Source organism: Stutzerimonas stutzeri (genome assembly GCF_002890915.1).
GTDB classification, from domain to species: domain Bacteria; phylum Pseudomonadota; class Gammaproteobacteria; order Pseudomonadales; family Pseudomonadaceae; genus Stutzerimonas; species Stutzerimonas stutzeri_AF.
The window spans coordinates 1-22,519 of the sequence record NZ_POUT01000023.1 but is presented as its reverse complement, the minus strand read 5'-3'; the positions used below and the strand labels follow the sequence as shown (position 1 = coordinate 22,519).

Annotated in this window: 18 protein-coding genes and 1 pseudogene; 18 read left to right on the top strand and 1 reads right to left on the bottom strand. The window is 65.3% G+C overall.

What is annotated here, in order from left to right:
* Positions 1-94 precede the first annotated feature (94 nt).
* Positions 95-565: an Lrp/AsnC family transcriptional regulator gene (locus tag CXK94_RS21920; RefSeq protein WP_037039645.1), complete on the bottom strand. Its 471-nt coding sequence runs from the start codon at positions 563-565 to the stop codon at positions 95-97.
* A 238-nt stretch (positions 566-803) separates the two neighbouring features.
* Here CXK94_RS21920 and CXK94_RS21915 point away from each other — a divergent pair, with 238 nt between their 5' ends.
* From CXK94_RS21915 to CXK94_RS21825, 18 genes and pseudogenes are all read left to right on the top strand, one after another.
* Positions 804-4,274 carry an indolepyruvate ferredoxin oxidoreductase family protein gene (locus tag CXK94_RS21915; RefSeq protein ID WP_102895852.1) on the top strand — a complete coding sequence of 1,157 codons (3,471 nt, stop codon included), beginning with the start codon at positions 804-806 and terminating at the stop codon, positions 4,272-4,274.
* A 749-nt stretch (positions 4,275-5,023) separates the two neighbouring features.
* Positions 5,024-6,118 (top strand): Glu/Leu/Phe/Val dehydrogenase dimerization domain-containing protein, encoded by a 1,095-nt coding sequence (locus tag CXK94_RS21905; RefSeq protein ID WP_037041833.1) that lies wholly within the window; start codon positions 5,024-5,026, stop codon positions 6,116-6,118.
* A gap of 128 nt (positions 6,119-6,246) precedes the next feature.
* A pseudogene (locus CXK94_RS21900) lies at positions 6,247-7,654 on the top strand (sodium-dependent transporter).
* 362 nt (positions 7,655-8,016) lie between these two features.
* A complete protein-coding gene (gene hppD, locus CXK94_RS21895) occupies positions 8,017-9,102 on the top strand; it encodes a 4-hydroxyphenylpyruvate dioxygenase (RefSeq protein ID WP_102895850.1) in 1,086 nt (361 codons plus the stop codon).
* Between the two features lie 189 nt (positions 9,103-9,291).
* A complete protein-coding gene (locus CXK94_RS21890) occupies positions 9,292-10,431 on the top strand; it encodes a homogentisate 1,2-dioxygenase (protein ID WP_102895849.1) in 1,140 nt (379 codons plus the stop codon).
* Positions 10,431-11,414 (top strand): fumarylacetoacetate hydrolase family protein, encoded by a 984-nt coding sequence (locus CXK94_RS21885; protein WP_102895848.1) that lies wholly within the window; start codon positions 10,431-10,433, stop codon positions 11,412-11,414. Before CXK94_RS21890 ends, CXK94_RS21885 begins: the two co-directional genes overlap by 1 nt.
* Complete coding sequence (gene maiA / locus CXK94_RS21880; protein ID WP_102895847.1) at positions 11,404-12,063, top strand: maleylacetoacetate isomerase; 660 nt, start codon at positions 11,404-11,406, stop codon at positions 12,061-12,063. The genes CXK94_RS21885 and maiA overlap by 11 nt, the downstream gene beginning before the upstream one ends.
* 81 nt (positions 12,064-12,144) lie before the next feature.
* On the top strand, positions 12,145-13,605 hold the full coding sequence (locus tag CXK94_RS21875; protein ID WP_102895846.1) for a sodium-dependent transporter: 1,461 nt from the start codon (positions 12,145-12,147) through the stop codon (positions 13,603-13,605).
* Positions 13,606-13,751: 146 nt separating this feature from the next.
* Positions 13,752-14,435: a type 1 glutamine amidotransferase domain-containing protein gene (locus CXK94_RS21870; protein ID WP_037041845.1), complete on the top strand. Its 684-nt coding sequence runs from the start codon at positions 13,752-13,754 to the stop codon at positions 14,433-14,435.
* A gap of 99 nt (positions 14,436-14,534) precedes the next feature.
* Positions 14,535-15,860, top strand: coding sequence for a DEAD/DEAH box helicase (locus CXK94_RS21865; protein ID WP_102895864.1), 1,326 nt, complete (start codon positions 14,535-14,537; stop codon positions 15,858-15,860).
* A gap of 67 nt (positions 15,861-15,927) precedes the next feature.
* Positions 15,928-16,227, top strand: a complete 300-nt coding sequence (locus CXK94_RS21860; protein ID WP_102895845.1) for a DUF2845 domain-containing protein — start codon at positions 15,928-15,930, stop codon at positions 16,225-16,227.
* A 151-nt stretch (positions 16,228-16,378) separates the two neighbouring features.
* Positions 16,379-16,999 carry a glutathione S-transferase family protein gene (locus CXK94_RS21855; RefSeq protein WP_102895844.1) on the top strand — a complete coding sequence of 207 codons (621 nt, stop codon included), beginning with the start codon at positions 16,379-16,381 and terminating at the stop codon, positions 16,997-16,999.
* Between the two features lie 669 nt (positions 17,000-17,668).
* Positions 17,669-17,944, top strand: coding sequence for a hypothetical protein (locus tag CXK94_RS21850; protein ID WP_102895843.1), 276 nt, complete (start codon positions 17,669-17,671; stop codon positions 17,942-17,944).
* Positions 17,937-18,233, top strand: a complete 297-nt coding sequence (locus tag CXK94_RS21845) for a LasR-specific antiactivator QslA (protein WP_102895842.1) — start codon at positions 17,937-17,939, stop codon at positions 18,231-18,233. Before CXK94_RS21850 ends, CXK94_RS21845 begins: the two co-directional genes overlap by 8 nt.
* 230 nt (positions 18,234-18,463) lie before the next feature.
* Positions 18,464-20,041: a T6SS phospholipase effector Tle1-like catalytic domain-containing protein gene (locus CXK94_RS21840; RefSeq protein ID WP_102895863.1), complete on the top strand. Its 1,578-nt coding sequence runs from the start codon at positions 18,464-18,466 to the stop codon at positions 20,039-20,041.
* Positions 20,041-20,703 carry a DUF2931 family protein gene (locus tag CXK94_RS21835; RefSeq protein WP_102895862.1) on the top strand — a complete coding sequence of 221 codons (663 nt, stop codon included), beginning with the start codon at positions 20,041-20,043 and terminating at the stop codon, positions 20,701-20,703. Before CXK94_RS21840 ends, CXK94_RS21835 begins: the two co-directional genes overlap by 1 nt.
* A gap of 87 nt (positions 20,704-20,790) precedes the next feature.
* On the top strand, positions 20,791-21,450 hold the full coding sequence (locus CXK94_RS21830) for a DUF2931 family protein (protein ID WP_102895861.1): 660 nt from the start codon (positions 20,791-20,793) through the stop codon (positions 21,448-21,450).
* A 92-nt stretch (positions 21,451-21,542) separates the two neighbouring features.
* Positions 21,543-22,202, top strand: a complete 660-nt coding sequence (locus CXK94_RS21825; RefSeq protein ID WP_102895841.1) for a DUF2931 family protein — start codon at positions 21,543-21,545, stop codon at positions 22,200-22,202.
* Positions 22,203-22,519 lie beyond the last annotated feature (317 nt).

The following is a 22,519-nucleotide window of genomic DNA, read 5'->3' as shown; positions in this document are numbered from 1 at the left end:
CATTGGCCGTTAGCCACCCTACGGCCGATTAGCGCTGACGGCGCGTAGGGTGGCTAACGGCGAAGCCTTATCCACCGATTGCTACGGCCCCCGCTCAATCCAGCGGCAATTCCGTGGTCCGTTTCACCTCGCTCATGGCGATGTGCGAGTGCGCTTCCTGCACGTGTGGCCGCTGCAGCAACTGGTCGCGCAGGAAGCGTTCGTAGCTGTCGATGTCCTTGGCCAGCACCTTGAGCAGGTAGTCCGATTCGCCGGCCATGGTGTAGCACTCCAGCACCTCGGGATAGCCGACCACCGCCTGCTCGAACTCGTCGAGGTTGCTGCGCCCGTGCGCCGAGAGCTTGATGTTGACGAACACCGTCATGTTCAGCCCGAGCTTCTTCGGGTTGAGCAGGGCGACCTTGCGCTCGATCAGCCCTTCTTCCTGCATGCGGTTGATTCGCCGCCAGCACGGCGATTGCGACAGTTCTACCTTCTCGGCGATTTCCGCCGCGGACAGGTCGGCGTTGTGTTGCAGCAGCAGGAGAATCTTGCGGTCGATGCTGCTCAGGGGCGAGGTCTGCATGGCTGTTCCTGTTTTCTTCTTGTAGGCGAATGGTTCATGCACAGAAGCACAGTTCTACCGCAAAAGTAGAAAGAAAATCTCTCCGCGTCACGGCCAGACTTTTAATCGACACGCGACGGCGGGGCGATCCCCTGCCGATCGCCGGCGTGGGACAGCTTCCGTGCGGCTGCCCACGACCCGTCAGGCGGGCAGCACACGATGCCGCCCAGACTCCGATAACAACAAACAGGAGCGCCCCATGTCTCTGGCCGAGATCCGTCTGGACGACAAGTACCGGCTCGCAACCGGTCATCTGTACCTCACCGGCACCCAGGCGCTGACCCGCCTGCCGATGCTGCAGCACCAGCGTGACCAGGCCCGCGGCCTGAACACCGGTGGCTTCATTTCCGGCTATCGCGGCTCGCCACTGGGCGGGCTGGACAAGAGCCTCTGGGAAGCGCGCGACTACCTCAAGCAGCACGCCATCCACTTCCAGCCCGGCGTCAACGAAGAGCTCGCCGCCACCGCGGTGTGGGGCAGCCAGCAGGCCAACCTGTTCCCCGGCGCGAAATACGATGGCGTGTTCGCCATGTGGTACGGCAAGGGCCCGGGGGTGGACCGCTCCGGCGACGTCTTCAAGCACGGCAACGCCGCCGGTGTCTCGCCCCATGGCGGCGTGTTGCTGCTGGCCGGCGACGACCACGGCTGCAAGTCCTCGACGCTGCCGCACCAGAGCGAGCACGCCTTCATCGCCGCCTCGATCCCGGTGCTCAACCCGTCCAACGTCCAGGAAATCCTCGACTACGGCATCATCGGCTGGGAGCTGTCGCGCTATTCCGGCTGCTGGGTGGCGCTCAAGACCATCGCCGAGAACGTCGACTCCTCCGCCGTGGTGGAGGTCGACCCGCTGCGCGTGCAGACGCGCATCCCCGAGGACTTCCAGTTGCCCGAGGACGGTGTGCACATCCGCTGGCCGGACCCGCCGCTGGCCCAGGAAAAGCGCCTCAACCTGTTCAAGATCTACGCTGCCCGGGCTTTTGCGCGGGCCAACAACCTCAACCAGGTGATGCTCGATTCGCCCAACCCGCGCCTGGGCATCATCACCACCGGCAAGTCCTACCTCGACGTGCGCCAGGCGCTGGACGACCTCGGCCTGGACGAGGCGCTGTGCGCCCGGGTCGGCCTGCGGGTGCTCAAGGTCGGCATGAGCTGGCCGCTGGAGCCGGTCTCGGTGCACGAGTTCGCCCAGGGCCTGGACGAGATCCTGGTGGTCGAGGAAAAACGCAGCATCCTCGAGGACCAGCTCACCGGGCAGCTCTACAACTGGCCGGTCAGCAAGCGCCCGCGGGTGGTCGGCGAATTCGACGAGCAGGGCAATTCGCTGCTGCCCAACCTCAGCGAACTGACCCCGGCGATGATCGCCCGGGTCATCGCCAAGCGCCTCGCGCCGATCTACACCAGCGACAGCATCCAGACCCGCCTGGCCTTCCTCGACGCCAAGGAGAAGGCCCTGGCCGCGCGCAGCTACGACACCGTGCGCACCCCGCACTACTGCTCCGGCTGCCCGCACAACACCTCGACCAAGGTCCCCGAGGGCAGCCGCGCCTCGGCCGGCATCGGCTGTCACTACATGGTGCAGTGGATGGACCGGCGCACCGAGACCTTCACCCAGATGGGGGGCGAGGGCGTCAACTGGATCGGCCAGGCGCCGTTCACCGACACCCCGCACATGTTCCAGAACCTCGGCGACGGCACCTACTTCCACTCCGGCAGCCTGGCGATCCGCGCGGCCGTGGCGGCGGGCGTCAACATCACCTACAAGGTGCTCTACAACGACGCCGTGGCCATGACCGGCGGCCAGCCGATCGACGGCGAGCTGCGTGTCGACCAGCTCAGCCGGCAGATCTTCCACGAGGGCGTCAAGCGCATCGCCCTGGTCAGCGACGAGCCGGACAAGTACCCGAGCCGCGACACCTTCGCGCCGATCACCAGCTTCCATCACCGCCGCGAGCTGGATGCCGTGCAGCGCGAGCTGCGCGAATTCAAGGGCGTCTCGGTGATCATCTACGACCAGACCTGCGCCACCGAGAAGCGCCGCCGGCGCAAGCGCGGCAAACTCGAGGACCCGGCCAAGCGCGTGTTCATCAACCCCGCCGTGTGCGAGGGCTGCGGCGATTGCGGCGAGAAGTCCAACTGCCTGTCGGTGCTGCCGCTGGAGACTGAGCTGGGGCGCAAGCGCGAGATCGACCAGAACGCCTGCAACAAGGACTACTCCTGCGTCGAGGGCTTCTGCCCGAGCTTCGTCACCGTGCACGGCGGTCAGTTGCGCAAGCCGCAGGCCGTCGCCGGGGGCATCGATCCGGCGCAACTGCCCGAACCGCAACACCCGTCGCTGGAACGGCCGTGGAACGTGCTGATCCCCGGCGTCGGCGGCAGCGGCGTGACCACCCTCGGCGCGCTGATCGGCATGGCCGCGCATCTGGAGGGCAAGGGTTGCAGCGTGCTCGACCAGGCCGGCCTGGCGCAGAAGTTCGGCCCGGTGACCACCCACGTGCGCATCGCCGCCAGGCAGAGCGACATCTACGCCGTGCGCATCGCCGCCGGCGAAGCCGACCTGCTGCTGGGCTGCGACCTGGTGGTGGCGGCCGGCGACGAGTCGCTGACCCGCCTCAACGAGCGGATCAGCAACGCCGTGGTCAACAGCCACGAATCGGCCACCGCCGAGTTCACCCGCAATCCCGACGCCCAGGTGCCGGGCCCGGCCATGCGCCAGGCGATCAGCGACGCGGTCGGTGCCGAGAAGACCCACTTCGTCGACGCCACCCGGCTGGCCACCCACCTGCTCGGCGACAGCATCGCCACCAACCTGTTCCTGCTCGGTTTCGCCTACCAGCAGGGGCTGCTGCCGGTCTCCGCCGAAGCCATCGAGAAGGCCATCGCGCTCAACGGCGTATCGGCCGAACTGAACCTGCAGGCCTTCCGCTGGGGCCGTCGCGCGGTGCTCGAGCGCGAGGCGGTGGAAGGGCTGGCGCGCCCGGTCGAGGTCGCCGAACCAATCTGTAAAACCCTGGAAGAGATCGTCGAATGGCGCGTGGATTTCCTTACCCGCTACCAGAACGCCGGGCTGGCGCGCCGCTACCGGCAGCTGGTCGAGCGCGTGCGCGACGCCGACAGTGCCGACGATCTGGCGCTGTCCAAGGCGGTGGCGCGCTACTACTTCAAGCTGCTGGCCTACAAGGACGAGTACGAGGTGGCGCGGCTCTACAGCGAGCCGGAATTCCGCCAGCAGCTCCAGGCGCAGTTCGAGGGCGACTACAAGCTGCAGTTCCACCTCGCCCCGGCCTGGCTGGCCAAGCGTGACCCCGTCACCGGCGAGCCGCGCAAGCGCCAGCTGGGGCCGTGGATGCTCAATGTGTTCGGCGTGCTGGCCAAGCTGCGCTTCCTGCGCGGCACGCCTCTGGACCCGTTCGGCTATGGCCACGACCGCCGCGTCGAACGCCAGTTGATCAGCGAGTACGAGAAGACCGTGGACGAGCTGCTGGCCCAGCTCAAGCCGACCAACTACCGCACTGCCGTGGCCATCGCCGCGCTGCCGGAACAGATCCGCGGCTACGGCCCGGTGAAGGAACGCTCCATCGCCAAGGCCCGCCAGCAGGAGAAGCTCTTGCGCGAGCAACTGGCCAAGGGCGACGAAGTGCAGAGCGTGCGGCTGTTCCAGCCGGCGGCGTGACGATGCGCCCGCTGATGGAATGTACCTGGCAGGCTGCGGCCTGCCATCGCCGCGAGGTCGCGCCTCCCACAGGGTTCGGTGTGCACCGGCCGCTTTTTGTGGGAGGCCCGACCCGGGGCGATGCTCTTGGGCTTCGGGGCAGGCCAGCGGCCTGCCATCGCCGCGAGGTCGCGCCTCCCACAGGTTCGGTGTGTACCGGCTGCTTTCGTGGGAGGCCCGCCCCGGGGCGATGCTCTTGGGCTTCGGGGCAGGCCAGCGGCCTGCCATCGCCGCGAGGTCGCGCCTCCCACAGGTTCGGTGTGTACCGGCTGCTTTTTGTGGGAGGCCCGACCCGGGGCGATGCTCTTGGGCTTCCGGGCAGGCCAGCGGCCTGCCATCGCCGCGAGGTCGCGCCTCCTACAGGGTTCGGTGTGCACCGGCCGCTTTTTGTGGGAGGCCCGCCCCGGGGCGATGCTCTTGGGCTTCGGGGCAGGCCAGCGGCCTGCCATCGCCGCGAGGTCGCGCCCACAGGGTTCGGTGTGCGCCGGCCGCTTTTTGTGGGAGGCCCGCCCCGGGGCGATGCTCTTGGGCTTCGGGGCAGGCCAGCGGCCTGCCATCGCCGCGAGGTCGCGCCTCCCACAGGGTTCGGTGTGCACCGGCCGCTTTGGTGGGAGGCCCGACCCCGGGGCGATGCTTTTTAGCCACAACCGTTTTCAAAGGGGCCCGACAGCAAGGCCCTGAATCCAATAACAACGAACGAGGTAACCCAAATGTCCGTCTTCGCGCATCCCGACTTCGACCGCCACGAACAGGTGGTCTTCTGCCATGACCAGGCGTCGGGTCTGAAAGCCATCATCGCCATCCATGACACGCGCCTGGGTCCGGCGCTGGGCGGCTGCCGGATGTTCCCCTACGCCAACGACGACGACGCCCTGCGCGACGTGCTGCGCCTGTCGCGCGGGATGACGCTGAAATCCTCGCTGGCCGGGCTCAAGCTCGGCGGCGGCAAGGCGGTGATCATCGGCGACCCGCATACCGGCAAGAACCAGGCGCTGCTGCACGCCATGGGCGACTTCGTCGACAGCCTCGGCGGGCGCTACATCACCGCCGCCGACTCCGGCACCGGCGATGCCGAAATGCAGGCCTTCGCCCAGCGCACCCGCCATGTGGTCGGCGCCACGCCGCGCACCCTGCTCGACGGCAGCGTCGCCAGCGGCGACCCGTCGCCGTCCACCGCCTACGGCGTCTTCGTCGGCCTCAAGGAAGCGGTGCGCCAGCGCCTCGGTCGCGACGAGCTGACCGGGCTGAAGGTGGCGATCCAGGGCGTCGGCCATGTCGGCCTGGGGCTGGCGCGGCACCTGAAGGCGGCTGGTGCCGAACTGTGGGTGGCGGACATCTTCGATGCCAACGTCAAGCAGGCGATGGACGAGCTGGGCGCCAACGTGGTGCGCCCGCAGGACATCTACGGTCTCGATGTGGACGTCTTCGCGCCCTGCGCCATGGGCGGCATCCTCAACGAGCAGACCCTGGACGTACTGCGCGCGCCGGTGATCGCCGGGGCGGCCAACAACCAGCTGGCCAGCGCCGAGATCGGCGTCGAACTGCAACGGCGCAACCAGCTCTACGCGCCGGACTACGCGATCAACGCCGGCGGCATCATCGACGTCTACTACCAGCGCAACGGCGGCGGCGCCGCGCAGATCGATGCCCATGTGAACGCCATCGCCAGCACGCTGCGCGAGATCTTCGAGCGGGCCGCCGCCAGCGGCGAATGCACCTCGGTGATCGCCGACCGCCTGGCGCTCGAGCGCTTGCAGGCCGGTGGCGCGCCGCAGGTCGCGACCCTCCAGCGGCAGGCTTCATGACGGCACATGGCCGGTCGCCCGAGCGCGCCGGCCTTCGCTGAGCGGGGCGGCGGGCGCTGATCGCCAGCGCCGCGCCCGCTCCGTTCGTTCGCACCATCCCTGACAAAAACAACAAGCAGGAATCCGCAATGACCGATAAAACCAGCCTCGCGGCCGGCACCTTCGCCGGCGCGCGCGCACGCCTCCAGGACAACGCCAGCCGAGGCCTGTGGTCCTCCCGCTGGGTGTTCTTCCTCGCCGCCACCGGCTCCGCCGTGGGCCTGGGCAATATCTGGAAATTCCCCTACGTGACCGGGCAGAACGGCGGCGGCGCCTTCGTGCTGGTCTATCTCGCCTGCATCCTGTTGATCGGCATTCCGCTGCTGATGGCCGAGGTGATGATCGGCCGCCGTGGTCGGGCGAACCCTGATGGCGCCGTGGCGCGGCTGGCGCGAGGCCGGGGCCAGTTCGCGCTGGCGGGTGGTGGGCTGGCTCGGAGGGCTGACCGGCTTTCTCATTCTGAGCTTCTACCTGGTGGTGGCCGGCTGGGCGCTGGCCTATGTGCCGGCGACCTTCAGCGGCGGCTTCACCGGGGTCAGCGGCGAGGCCAGTGGCGCGCTGTTCGGCGCGCTGCTGGCGGACCCGGCGCGGCTGGTGGTCTGCGCCACGCTGGTGCTGGCGGCGACCATGCTGATCGTCGGCTTCGGCGTGCGTGGCGGGCTGGAGCGCTCGCTGCGCTTTCTGATGCCCGGGCTGTTCGTGCTGATGCTGGTGCTGGTGGTCTACGCCGCCATCGAAGGCGAGTTCGCCCAGGCGCTGCAGTTCCTCTTCGTGCCGGACTTTTCCGCGCTGACCGCGCAGAGCGTGCTGGTCGCCCTCGGCCATGCCTTCTTCACCCTCAGCCTGGGCTGCGGCGCGATGATGGTCTACGGCTCCTATCTGCCGGAAGGCACTTCCATCGCCAAGACCTCGATCCTCGTCGCGCTGGCCGACACCGTGGTGGCGTTGCTGGCCGGCCTGGCGATCTTCCCGCTGGTGTTCGGCAACGCGCTGGAACCGGGGGCCGGGCCGGGGCTGATCTTCGTCACCCTGCCCATCGCCTTCGGCCAGATGCCGCTGGGGCAGGTCGTGGGCGGGCTGTTCTTCGTGATGCTGGTGATCGCCGCGCTGACCTCGGCCATTTCGCTCTCCGAGCCGAGCATCGCCTGGCTCACCGAGCGCTTCCGCATCAGCCGGACCAAGGCCGTGCTGGGCAGCGGCCTGGTGCTCTGGCTGCTGAGCCTGGGCAGCGTGTTCTCGTTCAACCACTGGGCGGACTACCAGCTGTTCGGCAAGACCTTCTTCGACACCCTGGACTACCTCACCACCAACTGGCTGATGCCGCTGGGCGGGCTGGGCACGGTGCTGTTCACCGGCTGGGTGCTGCAGCGTCGGGTGGTTGGCGAGGCCATCGACATTCGCAGCGCCGGGCTGTTCCAGGCCTGGTGGAAGCTGCTGCGCTACGGCACGCCGGTGGCCATCGTGCTGGTGTTCCTCAACCTGATCGGACTGATCTGAGCGGTCGATGCAGGCCGCGTGAGCCGCATGGACAAGGCTGCGTCGTGGTCCACCCTGCGCCCGCTCCGTTCGGGCGTAGGGTGGAAAACGCGCAAAGCGCTTTTCCACCGTTCCACAGCATGTGCGGCACCAAGACTGCGGCAGCTTGTCGCACCGGATTGTCAGCTTTTCGTTACGCCTGGCAAGCCGCCGGGCCAGGTTTTCCGTCACTGACGGCACTGTAAGGAAATACTGACAGCCGACCCGCCAGCAGCAGCCTTCCGCGCTCGTAAAGCGGGATTGTCCACGGCCACCCGCTGGGGTGTGATGGGCCCAGCCAAGCCGTGCAACGGCAGTCCTCACAACAATAATCAGGAGGCGAAATGAACGCCGTGAACAAGATCGAACAGCACAACCCCATCGGCACCGACGGCTTCGAGTTCGTCGAATTCACCGCGCCGAATGCCGAGGGCATCAAGCAGCTGCGCACGCTGTTCACCCAGATGGGCTTTACCGAAACCGCCAAGCACCGCTCCAAGGAGGTCTGGCTGTTCCAGCAGCACGACATCAACATCGTGCTCAACGGCAGCCCCACCGGGCATGTGCGCGAGTTTGGCGAGAAGCACGGCCCGAGCGCCTGCGCCATGGCCTTCCGGGTGAAGAATGCCGCGCAGGCCGCTGCCTACGTCGAATCCCAGGGCGCCAAGCTGGTCGGCAGCCACGCCAACTTCGGCGAGCTGAACATCCCCTGCGTCGAAGGCATCGGCGGCTCGCTGCTGTATCTCGTCGACCGCTACGGCGACAAGAGCATCTACGACGTCGACTTCGAGTTCATCGAGGGCCGTACGCCGAACGACAACGCCGTCGGCCTGATGAGCATCGACCACTTGACCCACAACGTGCGTCGCGGGCAGATGGACGTCTGGTCCGGTTTCTACGAGCGCATCGCCAACTTCCGCGAGATTCGCTATTTCGACATCGAGGGCAAGCTGACCGGCCTGTTCTCCCGTGCCATGACCGCGCCCTGCGGCAAGATCCGCATCCCGATCAACGAGTCGGCCGACGACAAGTCGCAGATCGAGGAATTCATCCGCGAGTACCACGGCGAGGGCATCCAGCACATCGCGCTGTCCACCGACGACATCTACGAGACCGTGCGCCGCCTGCGCGCCAACGGCGTGGACTTCATGACCACCCCGGACACCTACTACGAGAAGGTCGATACCCGCGTCGCCGGCCACGGCGAGCCGCTCGACCAGCTGCGCGAGCTGAACCTGCTGATCGACGGTGCGCCGGGGGATGACGGCATCCTCCTGCAGATTTTCACCAACACGGTGATCGGCCCGATCTTCTTCGAGATCATCCAGCGCAAGGGCAACCAGGGCTTCGGCGAAGGCAACTTCAAGGCGCTGTTCGAATCCATCGAGGAAGACCAGGTGCGTCGTGGCGTGATCAAGGCGGGTGAATAAGTCCGGCGTCAGGGTGGGCTGCGTAGGGTGGATGTCGCGAAGCACATCCACGCGTTCGGCGGGGGCGACGGGCCCGCATGGGGCTGACCCGGTTCAGACGCGTGGAAGATGCTTCGCAGTCTTCCACCCTACGCATCGGCAACCACCGCAGCGCCATTCAGATCACGCGGTATCACGAAGGAGAGGCACATGAGCCGCAAATGGATCGGTTTCCCCATCCGCGAAGGGGAGAGTTCGCGTCAGGCGCACTGCGATTTTCCGCAGGGCACCTACGAGCGCGAAATGGGCCGCGAAGGCTTCTTCGGCCCGGCTTCGCACCTGCATCACAAGCATCCGCCGACCGGCTGGATCGACTGGGAAGGCCCGCTGCGTCCGCACGCCTTCAACTTCAATCAGATCCCCAGCGAAGGCGACTGCCCGCTGCAGGCGCCGCTGGCGCTGCACAATGCCGACGTCAAGCTGCGCCTGTGGAAGACCAACGGCGCCATGCGCCACCTGGTGCGCAACGGTGACGGTGACGAACTGCTGTTCATCCACGAGGGCGCCGGGCATCTGTACTGCGACTTCGGCCACCTGGAGTTTCGCGACGGCGACTACCTGATGATCCCGCGCGGCACCGCCTGGCGCATCGAGGCGACGCAGCCGGTGTTCATGCTGCTGATCGAGAACACCGACGGCGCCTACCAGCTGCCGGAAAAAGGCCTGGTCGGCCCGCATGCCATCTTCGACGCCGCGGTGCTCGACCATCCGCGGCTGGACGACGCCTTCCGCGCGCAGCAGGACGAGAACCCCTGGCAGATCCGCATCAAGCGGCGCGACCAGATCACCACCGTGACCTACCCGTACAACCCGCTGGACGTGGTCGGCTGGCACGGCGACAACACCGTGGTACGGCTCAACTGGCGCGACATCCGCCCGCTGATGAGCCATCGCTACCACCTGCCGCCGTCGGCGCACACCACCTTCGTCGCCAACGGTTTCGTGGTCTGCACCTTCACGCCGCGGCCGGTGGAATCCGATCCGGGTGCGCTGAAGGTGCCGTTCTTCCACAACAACGACGACTACGACGAAGTGCTGTTCTACCACCGCGGCAACTTCTTCAGCCGCGACAACATCGAGCAGGGCATGGTGACCTTCCACCCTTGCGGCTTCCCCCACGGGCCGCATCCGAAGGCGCTGAAGAAGGCCAGCACCGACCCGGCGACCTTCGCCGACGAGGTGGCGGTGATGATCGACACCCGCCGCGCGCTGGAAGTCGGCGAGGCTGCCGCAGCCGTCGATGTCCCCGAATACGTCAACTCCTGGCGTGCGCCGGGCAAGGAATCCTGATGAAACTCGCAACCCTCAACCAGGGCCGCGACGGCGTGCTGCTGGTGGTCTCCCGCGATCTCACCCGCGCGGTCAAGGTGCCGCAGATCGCCGCCACGCTGCAGGCCGCGCTGGATGACTGGAACTACTGCAAGCCCAAGCTGGAGGCGGTCTACCAGCGCCTCAACGACGGAGTCGAGGCGGGCGCCTTCGCCTTCGAGCAGCGCGCCTGCCACAGCCCGCTGCCGCGTGCCTATCACTGGGCGGACGGCAGCGCCTACGTCAATCACGTCGAGCTGGTGCGCAAGGCGCGTGGCGCCGAGATGCCGGAGTCCTTCTGGCACGATCCGCTGATGTACCAGGGCGGCGCCGATGCCTTTATCCCTCCGCACAGCCCGATCCTCCTGGCCGACGAGGCCTGGGGCATCGATCTGGAAGGCGAACTGGCGGTGATCACCGACGACGTGCCCATGGGTGCGACACCGGCCGAGGCGGCCTCGCACATCCAGCTGCTGATGCTGGTCAACGACGTGTCGCTGCGCAACCTGATCCCTGGCGAGCTGGCCAAGGGCTTCGGCTTCTACCAGAGCAAGCCGTCGTCGAGCTTCTCGCCGGTGGCGGTGACGCCGGACGAGCTGGGCGAAACCTGGCGCGACGGCAAGGTGCACCGGCCTCTGGTCTCGCATATCAACGGTGAGCTGTTCGGCCAGCCGGATGCCGGCACCGACATGACCTTCAACTTCCCGACCCTGGTCGCCCACGCCGCGCGCACCCGTCCGCTGGGCGCCGGGACCATCATCGGCTCGGGCACGGTGTCGAACTACGATCGCAGTGCCGGCTCGTCCTGCCTGGCCGAGAAGCGCATGCTCGAGGTCATCGAGCACGGCGAGGCGAAGACGCCGTTCCTCAAGTTCGGCGACCGGGTGCGCATCGAGATGTTCGACGCCGCCGGGCAGAGCATCTTCGGCGCCATCGATCAGCAGGTCGAGCCCTATGAGCACTGAGCTGACGCTCTACGGCTACTGGCGCTCCAGTGCCGCCTACCGGGTGCGCATCGCGCTGAATCTGAAGGGCCTGGCCTACCGGCAGGTGCCGGTGCATCTGGTCAAGGATGGCGGCCAGCAGCGTGCGGCCGATTACCGCGCCCTCAACCCGCAGCAGCTGGTGCCGTTGCTGGTCGATGAAGCCAACGGTGGCGCGCGCATCAGTCAGTCGCTGGCGATCCTCGAGTACCTCGACGAGGTGTTTCCGGTGCCGGCGCTGTTGCCGGCCGATCCGGTCGAGCGCGCCCAGGTGCGCTCGCTGGCCATGCACATCGCCTGCGAGATCCATCCACTGAACAACCTGCGCGTGCTGCAGTACCTCAGTGCCGAACTGGGCGTCGACGACGCGGCGAAGAATGCCTGGTACCGGCACTGGGTCGCGCAGGGACTGGCCGCTGTGGAGCAGGGCCTGGAAACCTTTGGTGACAAGCTTTCACTGACCAACCGGCCAGGTTACCTGGAGGCGTGCCTGGTTCCGCAGGTATACAATGCGCGCCGTTTTGCCTGTGACCTCGCGGCGTATCCACGCATTCTCGAGATCGTTGCACGCTGCGAGACGCTTCCGGCCTTCCAGCAGGCCGCGCCGGAGGTGCAGCCCGACGCTCAATGAACGACTGAATCCGCCTTGCACGCCGCCGCGCCCTGCGCGACGGTCCCGATCCCGTCACAGATAACAACAAACAGGTGACGTATGACTCGTGAAAAACCGAAGAACCTCTGGCTCTCGCGCTGGGGCTTCATCCTCGCGGCAACCGGCTCGGCCGTGGGCCTGGGCAACATCTGGAAATTCCCCTACATCACCGGCGAGTTCGGCGGTGGTGCCTTCGTATTGATGTACCTGCTGTGCATCCTCGCCATCGGCGTGCCGGTGATGATGTGCGAAATCGCCATCGGCCGCCGCGGCCGTGGCAGCCCCATCGACGCCATCGGCCGGGTAGTCCGCGAGAACAACGGCAACCCGCTGTGGAAGGCGGTCGGCGGCATGGCCATGACGGCCGGCTTCCTGATCCTCTGCTTCTATGTGGTCGTGGCCGGCTGGGCGTTCGCCTACACGGTGAAGATGCTCGACGGCTCCCTGGCGGCGACCAGCGTCGAGGCGCTGGGCGGGGTATTCGAGGCACACAACTCCAACCCCTGGCAGCTCGGTGGCTGGAGCCTGCTGGTCGCGCTGCTGACGTTGTGGATCGTCGCCAAGGGCGTGCAGAAGGGCATCGAGAACGCCGTGCGCTGGATGATGCCGGGCCTGGCCGTGCTGCTGCTGATCCTCGTCGGCTACGCGGTGACCAGCGGCGGCTTCGATCAGGGCTTCGCTTTCCTGTTCAGCTTCGATACCTCGAAGATCACCGGCGAGGCGCTGCTGGCCGCGCTCGGCCACGCGTTCTTCACCCTCAGCCTGGCGTCCGGCGCGATCCTCACCTACGGCTCGTACATTCCGGACGACCAGTCCATCGCCCGCACCACCTTCATGGTCGCCATCGCCGATACCTGCGTGGCGCTGCTGGCGGGCCTGGCGATCTTCCCGATCATCTTCGCCAACGGCATGGACCCGACCGCCGGCCCTGGCCTGATTTTCATGAGCCTGCCGCTGGCCTTCCAGCAGATGCCGTTCGGTACCGCCTTCGGCGTGCTGTTCTTCGCCATGGTCTCGATTGCCGCGCTGACTTCGGCGATCTCCATGATCGAGGCCACCGTCGCCTACCTCAACGAGAAGCACGGCATCTCGCGGATCAAGGCGGCCATCGGTTCCGGCGCGGTGCTGCTGGTGATCAGCCTGCTGGCGATGCTCTCGTTCAACCTGCTGTCGGGCTGGACGCCGATGGGCAAGAACTTCTTCGACTGGCTGGATTATCTGACCTCGCGCTGGATGATGCCGCTGGGCGGAATCTTCATCGTGCTGCTGGCCGGCTACGCGCTGCGCAGCGAGATCATGCGCGACGAGCTGAACCTGCCGCCGCTGGGCTACGCGCTGTGGCTGTTCATGGTGCGCTACGTCTGCCCGGTGCTGATCCTGATGGTGTTCCTGCATGCCCTCGGCTGGCTGGGTTTCGACCCGTTGGCGCGCTGGTACTGGATCGCCGGCGTGATCGGCGTGCTCACCATCGCCGGCGAGCTGCTGCGGCCGCGGGTAGTGCCGGCGCTGGCCGGGCGCTGAGCCGGGCCGCTGCGCACCTGATGTGCGGTGGTTGGAAAAGGGGCGCTGCGGCGCCCTTTTCTCATGGGCGCGAGGCGGCAACGGAGCATTGTTCGCCGTGCGGGAGTCTGAACTTGTTCAGGTTGCGCATCGACAAGGGAGGCTCCATGAAGATTCTTATCGTGCTCACGTCCCACGACCGGCTGGGCGATACCGGCAAGCCGACCGGCTTCTGGCTGGAGGAATTCGCCGCGCCGTACTACGTCTTTCGCGATGCCGGCGCGCAGGTCGTGCTGGCCTCGCCGCTGGGCGGCGAGCCGCCGCTCGATCCCAAGAGCGACGAGCCCGACGCCCAGACCGAGGCGACCCAGCGCTTCAACGGCGATGGTGAGGCGCAAACCCTGCTGGCCAACACCTACCGGCTGGATCAGGTCTCGGTGGAAGACTTCGATGCGCTGTTCTTTCCCGGTGGCCACGGGCCGCTGTGGGATCTGGTCGAAAACCCGACCTCGATCGCGCTGATCGAATCCTTCGTCCGGGCCGGCAAGCCGGTGGCCGCGGTCTGCCACGCACCGGCGGCGCTGACCGAGGTGCGCGGCAAGGATGGCCAGTACCTGGTCAAGGGCAAGCGCGTCACCGGCTTCACCAATGGCGAGGAAGCGGCGGTGGAGCTGAGCGAGGTGGTGCCGTTCCTGCTGGAGGACCGCCTGCAGGCGCGTGGCGGCCTCTACAGCAAGGGCGCCGACTGGGAGCCCCACGTCCAGGTCGACGGTTTGCTGGTGACCGGGCAGAACCCGGCTTCGTCCGAACCGGCCGCGCGGGCGCTGCTCGAACTGCTGCGCGGCGACTGACGCGCCGTTCCGGCCGCGTTGTGCTTGCCTAGGGTGCAGCGCGGCCAGCTGCTAGACTTCGCGGTTTTCATCCCGCCGAACCGGCGCTGCGAGCCTGCCATGACCTTCGCCTCCCTGGGCCTGATCGAACCGCTGCTGCGGACCCTGGACACCCTCGACTACCGCACGCCGACGCCAGTCCAGGCCGAGGCCATTCCCGCCGTGCTCAAGGACCGCGACCTGATGGCGGCGGCGCAGACCGGCACCGGCAAGACCGCCGGCTTCGCCCTGCCGCTGTTGCAACGCCTGAGCATGGAAGGCGCCAAGGTGGCGAGCAATTCGGTGCGCGCGCTGGTGCTGGTGCCGACCCGCGAGCTGGCCGAACAGGTCCACGAGAGCTTTCGCGCCTACGGGCAGAACCTGCCGCTGCGCACCTACGCGGTATACGGCGGAGTCAGCATCAACCCGCAGATGATGGCGCTGCGCAAGGGCATCGACGTGTTGGTGGCGACCCCCGGCCGGCTGCTCGATCTGTACCGGCAGAACGCCGTGGGCTTCGCCCAGTTGCAGGCGCTGGTGCTGGACGAGGCCGACCGCATGCTCGACCTCGGCTTCGCCGACGAGCTGGAGCAGTTGTTCTGCGCGTTGCCGAAAAAGCGCCAGACCCTGCTGTTCTCCGCGACCTTCTCCGACGCCATCCGCCAGATGGCCCGCGCGCTGCTGCGCGACCCGCTGTCCATCGAAGTCAGCCCGCGCAACGCTGCGGCGAAGACGGTCAAGCAGTGGCTGGTGCCGGTGGACAAGAAGCGCAAGGGCGAGCTGTTCCTGCACCTGCTGGCGGAACGGCGCTGGGGCCAGGTGCTGGTATTCGTCAAGACGCGCAAGGGCGTCGACCAGCTGGTGGACGAGCTGCAGGCGCAGGGCATCGCCAGCGACGCGATCCACGGCGACAAGCCGCAGGCCTCGCGCCTGCGCGCGCTGGAGCGCTTCAAGGCCGGCGAGGTGCGCATCCTGGTGGCCACCGACGTGGCCGCGCGCGGGCTGGACATCCACGACCTGCCGCAGGTGGTCAACTTCGACCTGCCCACCGTCGCCGAGGACTACGTGCACCGCATCGGCCGCACCGGCCGCGCCGGCGCTTTGGGTGAGGCGATCTCCCTGGTCAGCGCCGACGAGGTCGACCAGCTCGCCGCCATCGAGACGCTGATCAAGCAGGTGCTGCCGCGCCACGACGAACCGGGTTTCGTGCCCGATCATCGCGTGCCGACCACCACCCTCGGCGGGCAGATCGTCAAGAAGCCCAAGAAACCGAAAAAGCCCAAGGAGGTGCCCGGCAAGGGCAAGATCCACCTCGGCAACTGGTTCGACGAGAACGAAAAGCCCAACGCCCGGCCGATCCGCAAGGTGCCGAGCCTGGGTGGGGCGAAGCCGGCCAAGAAGCGCTGAACGGCAGTGGAATCGCGCTAAGATCTCCGGACCAAGCGCCGAGACGCCGCATGCGAGGGAACGATGCATGGGAAGCAAGACGACCGCGGTGATCCTGCTGGCCGGCGCGCTGTTCGGCGCCGCTGCCGAGGCCTCCATGAGGTGCGGCACCCGCCTGGTTCATCTGGATGATACCCGCGAGCAGGTCGAGGCCAAGTGCGGCCCCGCCGACAGCCAGACCTCCGAGGGGCCGGCGCTGCGCAGCGACGGTGTCGTGCAACCGGGCGCCGTCAGGATCGACCGCTGGATCTATGGGCCGCGAAACGGCGCCTACTACCACCTGCGCTTCATCGACGGACGGCTGGTCGAAATCCGCATGGAGCGATAGGCCGTAGGGTGGAAAACGGCGAAGCCTTTTCCACCGAGCGTGGGTACAGCGTCGGCGATGGTGTAGGGTGCTTCGCGCACCGGATACGCTGCGGGACTGCCTGTTTCGCGGCCAACGTTCATGTTCGACGCAAGCGGATAGGAGTCATCGCATGTTGAAACTCTGGGGCCGAACCAATTCGACCAACGTGAAGAAGGCGCTCTGGTGCCTGGAAGAGCTTGGCCTTTCCTATACCCGCATCGATGCCGGCGGCGCCTTCGGCGTCGTTGGCGACGCGGAGTATGTCGCCAAGAACCCGAACCGCCTGGTGCCCTGCCTGGAAGACGGCGAGCTGGTGCTCTGGGAATCCAACGCCATCGTCCGCTACCTGGCGGCGCAGTATGGCGAGCCGACGCTGTGGAACGCCGACCCGCGCCAGCGGGCCGAGGCGGACAAGTGGATGGACTGGGTGACCTCGTCCCTGGCGGCACCGTTCCGGGTGGTGTTCTGGAACATCGTGCGCACCGCGCCCGAGCAGCGCGACATGGCCGCGGTCACGGCCGCGCTGCAGGAGTGCGGCGATCTGCTCGCCATTGCCGACGCCGCCCTCGCCGGGCAGCCGTACCTGTCCGGTGCCGACTTCGGCATGGGCGACATTCCGCTCGGCTGCTTCGCCTACGCCTGGTTCGAATTGCCCATCGAGCGCCCCGACCATCCGCACCTTCGCGCGTGGTACCAGCGCCTACGACAGCGCACCGCCTACCAGCGCGCCGTGATGACACCGCTGACCTGACGGTACACGCATCGGCCGTAGGGTGGAAAACGGCGCAGCCTTTTCCACCGGGCGGATCGCCAGACCGCTCGTTTGGCCGTAGCGGTTCCGTTTCCTCCGGGCGAATGCCCTGGTTTGCCGTACTCCGCAACGAGCCGGTGAACCACGCCCACCCCTGCGGGTAATGCTGTTCACTTAACGACTGAAGCTGGCTGTTGGATCTGTAGGAGCGGGCCACGCCCGCGATTCGCGTGCATGGCGCGCTCCTACAAGTACTCTCCGTGCTTATCTGAACAGCTTACATCCCTGCGGGGCCATGTCTGATTGGTCTTGCCCGTTGCGGCTCGCCGGGCTAGAGTGCGCCGGTCACGGTCAATCCCGTGGCCGGGCGTGACAACCCGAATCAACCAAGGCGCGGTAGCGCCATAGCTGAATAGCCGGCGCTTTTTTTGTGCCCGGCTATCGCATTTCTATGGTGGGCCGTGCGGGGCAGGCTTCGGCCTGGCCGGCGTCCTTGGTTGCCGGTTTGTCACCCCCGTACGGTCCGCCACCCAAACCGCGTGACAACGGCGGGTGACGGCTCCTTAATCAAGCCAAGGAGCATAAGGAAAATGCGCTATCCACCTTTTACCCAAGGGCTCCACCTTGGGCGCTTCATCTTGTCGTATACCTCCGTTCTGGAGGTGCGCCATGGCTAAAACCACCTCCACGGTGATCCCCTTCCCCAAGCGTGTCGACCCCCTTACCTGCCTGGATCCCTCCGCCTGCTATTTCCAGATTGCGGCCGAGTTGCGGGTAGCGATGCTGCACAGGCTGTTCTCCCTGTTGGCGCGTTCGGCAGCATCCACCTCCGACGAAGAGTCGCTGCGAGAGACGTGCAGCCACGCCCGAGAACTGCTCAACGATGTAGTGGTGCTGTACCGCAGCTCGTTGGCACAGGCAGCTGGGAGGGAAGAGGATGAATAAACCCAGCACCAGCTACCTGCCGGGCCACGATGGCCACCGCGGCGCGGTGATCAAGTGGCCTGTGAACTGCCATCAGGCCTTCGACAAGGGCGTGGCCAGCGCCCAGGCCTGGCTGGGCAACGACGACAGCGGCTGGCTGTGGGCCGGCCTGATCCTCGAGCGCGACGCGCTACCCACCGGAGCCCAGCGCCGTGCCTTCGAGATCGGCTTTCTCTGCCGGGTACACCAGCGCCTGTGCTCGCCTTCTGGCGGCAACCACCAGGCCAGGAAGACCTGCCTGAAGCTCTGAGCTCGTGGCATAAGCCATATGCCAGATGCCTACCCGATCTGCGCAAGTTGTTGCGCAGATCGGGCTTTTACTGCGAATTGGCACATGGATCGGATACTTCCGATTGCGCCTGGCCGAACGCTTGCGGCAAGGTTCCAGCTTTGGAGCTGGGCTTACGCCAGACGCATAGGATCAGCAAGGATCAAGGAATGAGTGGAAAAAGCGATTGGGAAAAAGCCTGCGATCACGTAATGCCGCATGTATGTCGGCCTGCCTTGCCCAACCCTCCCCGTGAGAGACGACCCGCCGCAAAACGCAGCGGTGAACAGCAACCGCTGGTGAACATCCATCGGGAACGCTGGGAGGCATACGAAAAATACGGCAAGGAGCCAGCGCCACCGCCCAGCAAGCCCCGGGTCGCCTTGCGTATCGGCGTGTTCTTCGACGGCACCGGCAACAATGCCAGCAATACGGCCACCGGCCTGCTCTGTGGCGCCCAGCATCCGATCGCTCCGGCGGACCTGGATGCCAGTTGCAAACCCTATATGTCCGACCCGGACAGCAGCTATGGCAACGATGTCACCAACGTGCATAGGCTGTGGTTTCTCTATCATGAGTCTCGGGTCCCGGAAGGGGATGGCGAGCAGAAACAGGCCTTTCTCAAGGTCTATATCGACGGCATCGGCACCTCGGCGGGTGAGCAGGACAGCCTTGTCGGTTCAGGGCTTGGCCGCGGCGAGACGGGGATAGCCGAACGGGTATACAAGGCTTTCAGCTCAATTAAACGCAGCACTGGCCTTTTCCTCAGAGAAAATCCCGATATCGAAATCTCTCATCTGACCTTCGATACCTTCGGCTTCAGCCGGGGGGCGGCGGCGGCGCGGCATTTTGCCAATGGGGTCGTACAGGGCAAGCATGGGCCGCTGAGGGACATGCTACTTAGCAATGAAAAGGCGTTCAGTCCTTTCTTCATTGACCAGTACCAGCGCGATATCAACATGGGCTTTATCGGGTTGTTCGACACCGTGGCATCCGTTGCAGGGCTGACCAACCTGGGCAATGTGCGCAGCTCGGTGGTGCCGGGGCTCAGGCTGTATCTGCCACGCAAGTATTTCTCTTCCGTGGTGCATCTGGTAGCGCGCGACGAGTATCGCGCCAACTTCGCCCTGAGCCGGGTCAAGCCCGACCACCCGGAAATCACCCTGCCCGGCGCCCACTCGGATATCGGCGGCGGCTATCTGCTCGAAGCGGAGGAATGCCTGTTGATCAGCCCGATGCAGGCACTGGATGTTGCGCTGCATATCGATGTGACGAACACGTCCATCTACTGCGACGCCGAACAGGCGCGGGCTCAATGGCTCGCCAAGGGCTGGCCCGCCGAAATGCTGGAAATCATTACCCCTGAGCCGAAACTGCTACCCGCCAATCAGGACCGCAATGCCCCGAGGCAGAAGCGGGTATATGCGGCATTGCAACTCAAGCGGCCGGTACGTGGCGAGCTGTCGCGAGTGTATCTGCGGGTGATGTATGAGTTGGCTAAGCAGAAGGGCGTGCGCTTTGACGAGATTCCGGATAAATCCGAATACAAGCTACCAACAGAGCTTCAGACCTTATGCGACAGATTCGTTGCCGGCGACTACAGCACCACGTCGGCCGATGAGGCGTTACTCAAACTGAAGTACATCCATGTATCGGCCCACTGGAACCCGCCTGCAAGGCTGCAAGGCAATACACCGCGCACCGGTGGCAAATTGAAATTCATCAATGCCCCTACGGCGGATGCACGGCGCGTGCAACATCCTCATGTACCGGAGTGGACGCTACGATGATACGAATTCTCGGAGCCCTGTTGGGCATTTTGTTGCTGAGTGGCTGCCAAGCTGTCGACCCATTGTCGGGCGAGCGAGACCCGCACTCGCCGTGGTGGAGTGTTGGGCTCGCCGAGCCCGCTTATATGACGGTGTGGGTGGAAACAGTCGAAGTGGAAGATATCCATGGCAGGCTATTTCGCCGTGTAAGCGGTGGCACTGCTCCGAGCGCCAACGGCACCCCGGAAAAGGAAGGGGAGTTGGCGCGGGGTTGGAGTGGCGCCGCCGGAGGGGGGAAGTCCGTAGTCGGTGCCGACCTTCCCAGACGTGTTTTCGTGCGCTGGCAATCCATCGTGGAGCCGCAAACCTATCGAGCCTGGGTCGATATTCCTGAGGAGGCTCGGCAGATCATGCACAACTCAGTTACACGGCGTTGCCCGGAGTACCCTGGGGAGCCCGCTCGCTACCATGCTTCATTAAATCTTGGCTTGGCACCCGGCGGCATAGTGCAGGTATGGGTGATGGATAATTGCTACAAATCCATCAAAGTCGCCCGTACCCAGGCCGAGGTGGAGCCGCTTGGGCCTGACCAAGGCAATAACGAAGGCCGCTACGCTTACAAGGTTAGCGAAAAATCCAGACGTTATATCGAGCGTTTCGGCATTCCTTATGGAAGTTGGTAGCAGCCTTTCCAGGGAGGCCGCCTGCAAGGCTCCCAAGGCGATATACCGCGCGTACACACCTCATGTTTCGAACTGATTATGACTAGGATGCGAATGCTCGGAGCCCTGCTGGGCATTTTGTTGCTGAGCGGCTGCCAGGCCATGGACCCTTTGTCGGGCGAGCGAGATCCGCACTCGTCGTGGTGGAACATCAGCTTTCGCGAACCCGCCTATATGACGGTGTGGGTGGAAACCGTCGAGGTGGAAGATATCCATGGCAGGCTATTCCGCCGTGTAAGCGGTGGCACTGCTCCGAGCGCCAATGGCACTCCAGAAAAGGAAGAAGGGTTGGCGGAGGGGTGGGGAGGGTTCGCTGGGATTGGCAAAGCGGTCGTTGGTGCTGATTTACCCAAACGTGTCTTTGTGCGCTGGCAATCCATCGTGGAACCGCAAACCTACCGGGCCTGGGTAGACATACCGGACGATGCCCGGCAGATCATGCTCACATCGACCGTACGGCGCTGTCCGGAAACCCCAGACTATCCCGCTTCTTACATGGCGCTTATGCACTTGGACCTGGCGCCGGGTGGGATCGTACAAGTTTGGGTGCGGGATAGTTGCAACAACGCCGTCAAAGTTGCCCGTGCCCAGGCTGAGGTGGAATCGTTGGGGCCTCATCTAGGTAAATCCGGTGGGCACTACTACCCGCAATCCGAAAAATCCAAACGCTACATCGAGCGTTTCGGCATTCCTTATGGAAGTTGGTAGCCGCTCTTGTGGCAAGTTGAAATTCATCAATGTCCATACCGGTGGGTGCACAGCACGTACATACTTCATGTACCGAACGGAACATTACTAGGATGCGAATACTAGGAGCCCTGCTGGGCATTTTGTTGAGTGGCTGCCAAGCCATGGACCCTTTGTCGGGCGAGCGAGATCCGCACTCGCCGTGGTGGAACATCAGCTTTCGCGAGCCCGCCTATATGACGGTGTGGGTGGAAACCGTCGAGGTGGAAGATATCCATGGCCGGCTATTCCGCCGTGTAAGCGGTGGCACTGCTCCGAGCGCCAATGGCACTCCAGAAAAGGAAGAAGGATTGGCGGAGGGGTGGGGAGGGTTCGCGGGGATTGGCAAAGCGGTCGTTGGTGCTGATTTACCCAAACGTGTCTTTGTGCGCTGGCAATCCATCGTGGAACCGCAAACCTACCGGGTCTGGGTAGACATACCGGACGATGCCCGGCAGATCATGCGCACATCGACCGTACGGCGCTGTCCGGAAACCCCAGACGCCGCCGCTTCCTATATGGCGCTTATGCACTTGGGGCTGGCGCCGGGTGGGATTGTGCAAGTTTGGGTGCGGGATAGTTGCAACAACGCCATCAAAGTCGCCCGTACCCAAGCCGAGGTGGAGCCGCTTGGACCTGACCAAGGCAATAACGAAGGCCGCTACGCTTACAAGGTCAGCGAAAAATCCAGACGTTATATCGAGCGTTTCGGCATTCCTTATGGGAGCTGGTAGGCAGCACAGTAACCCTCATGGCTGTGGCAGCTTTCGGGCCGAAAGCTGCCATTTTTCTAGCCCCCTTCAGCGCAGCCTTTCCCCCTTGCATATCCCCGCGCCTCACAGACTCATCACCGCCGAAACCACCAGCAACAGCGCCATGGCCTGGTTGAACAGTCGCATGCGTGCGCCGGAATGCAGCAGCTTAGTAAGCGTCCAGCCAAGTCATCTTCCGAAGCTGTATCACATGGTGCACGGGTAGGCTGTATCACATGCTGCACGCCTACTCTGTATCACACGCTGCACGCATAAAAATCAGTGCGAGACTATTACGG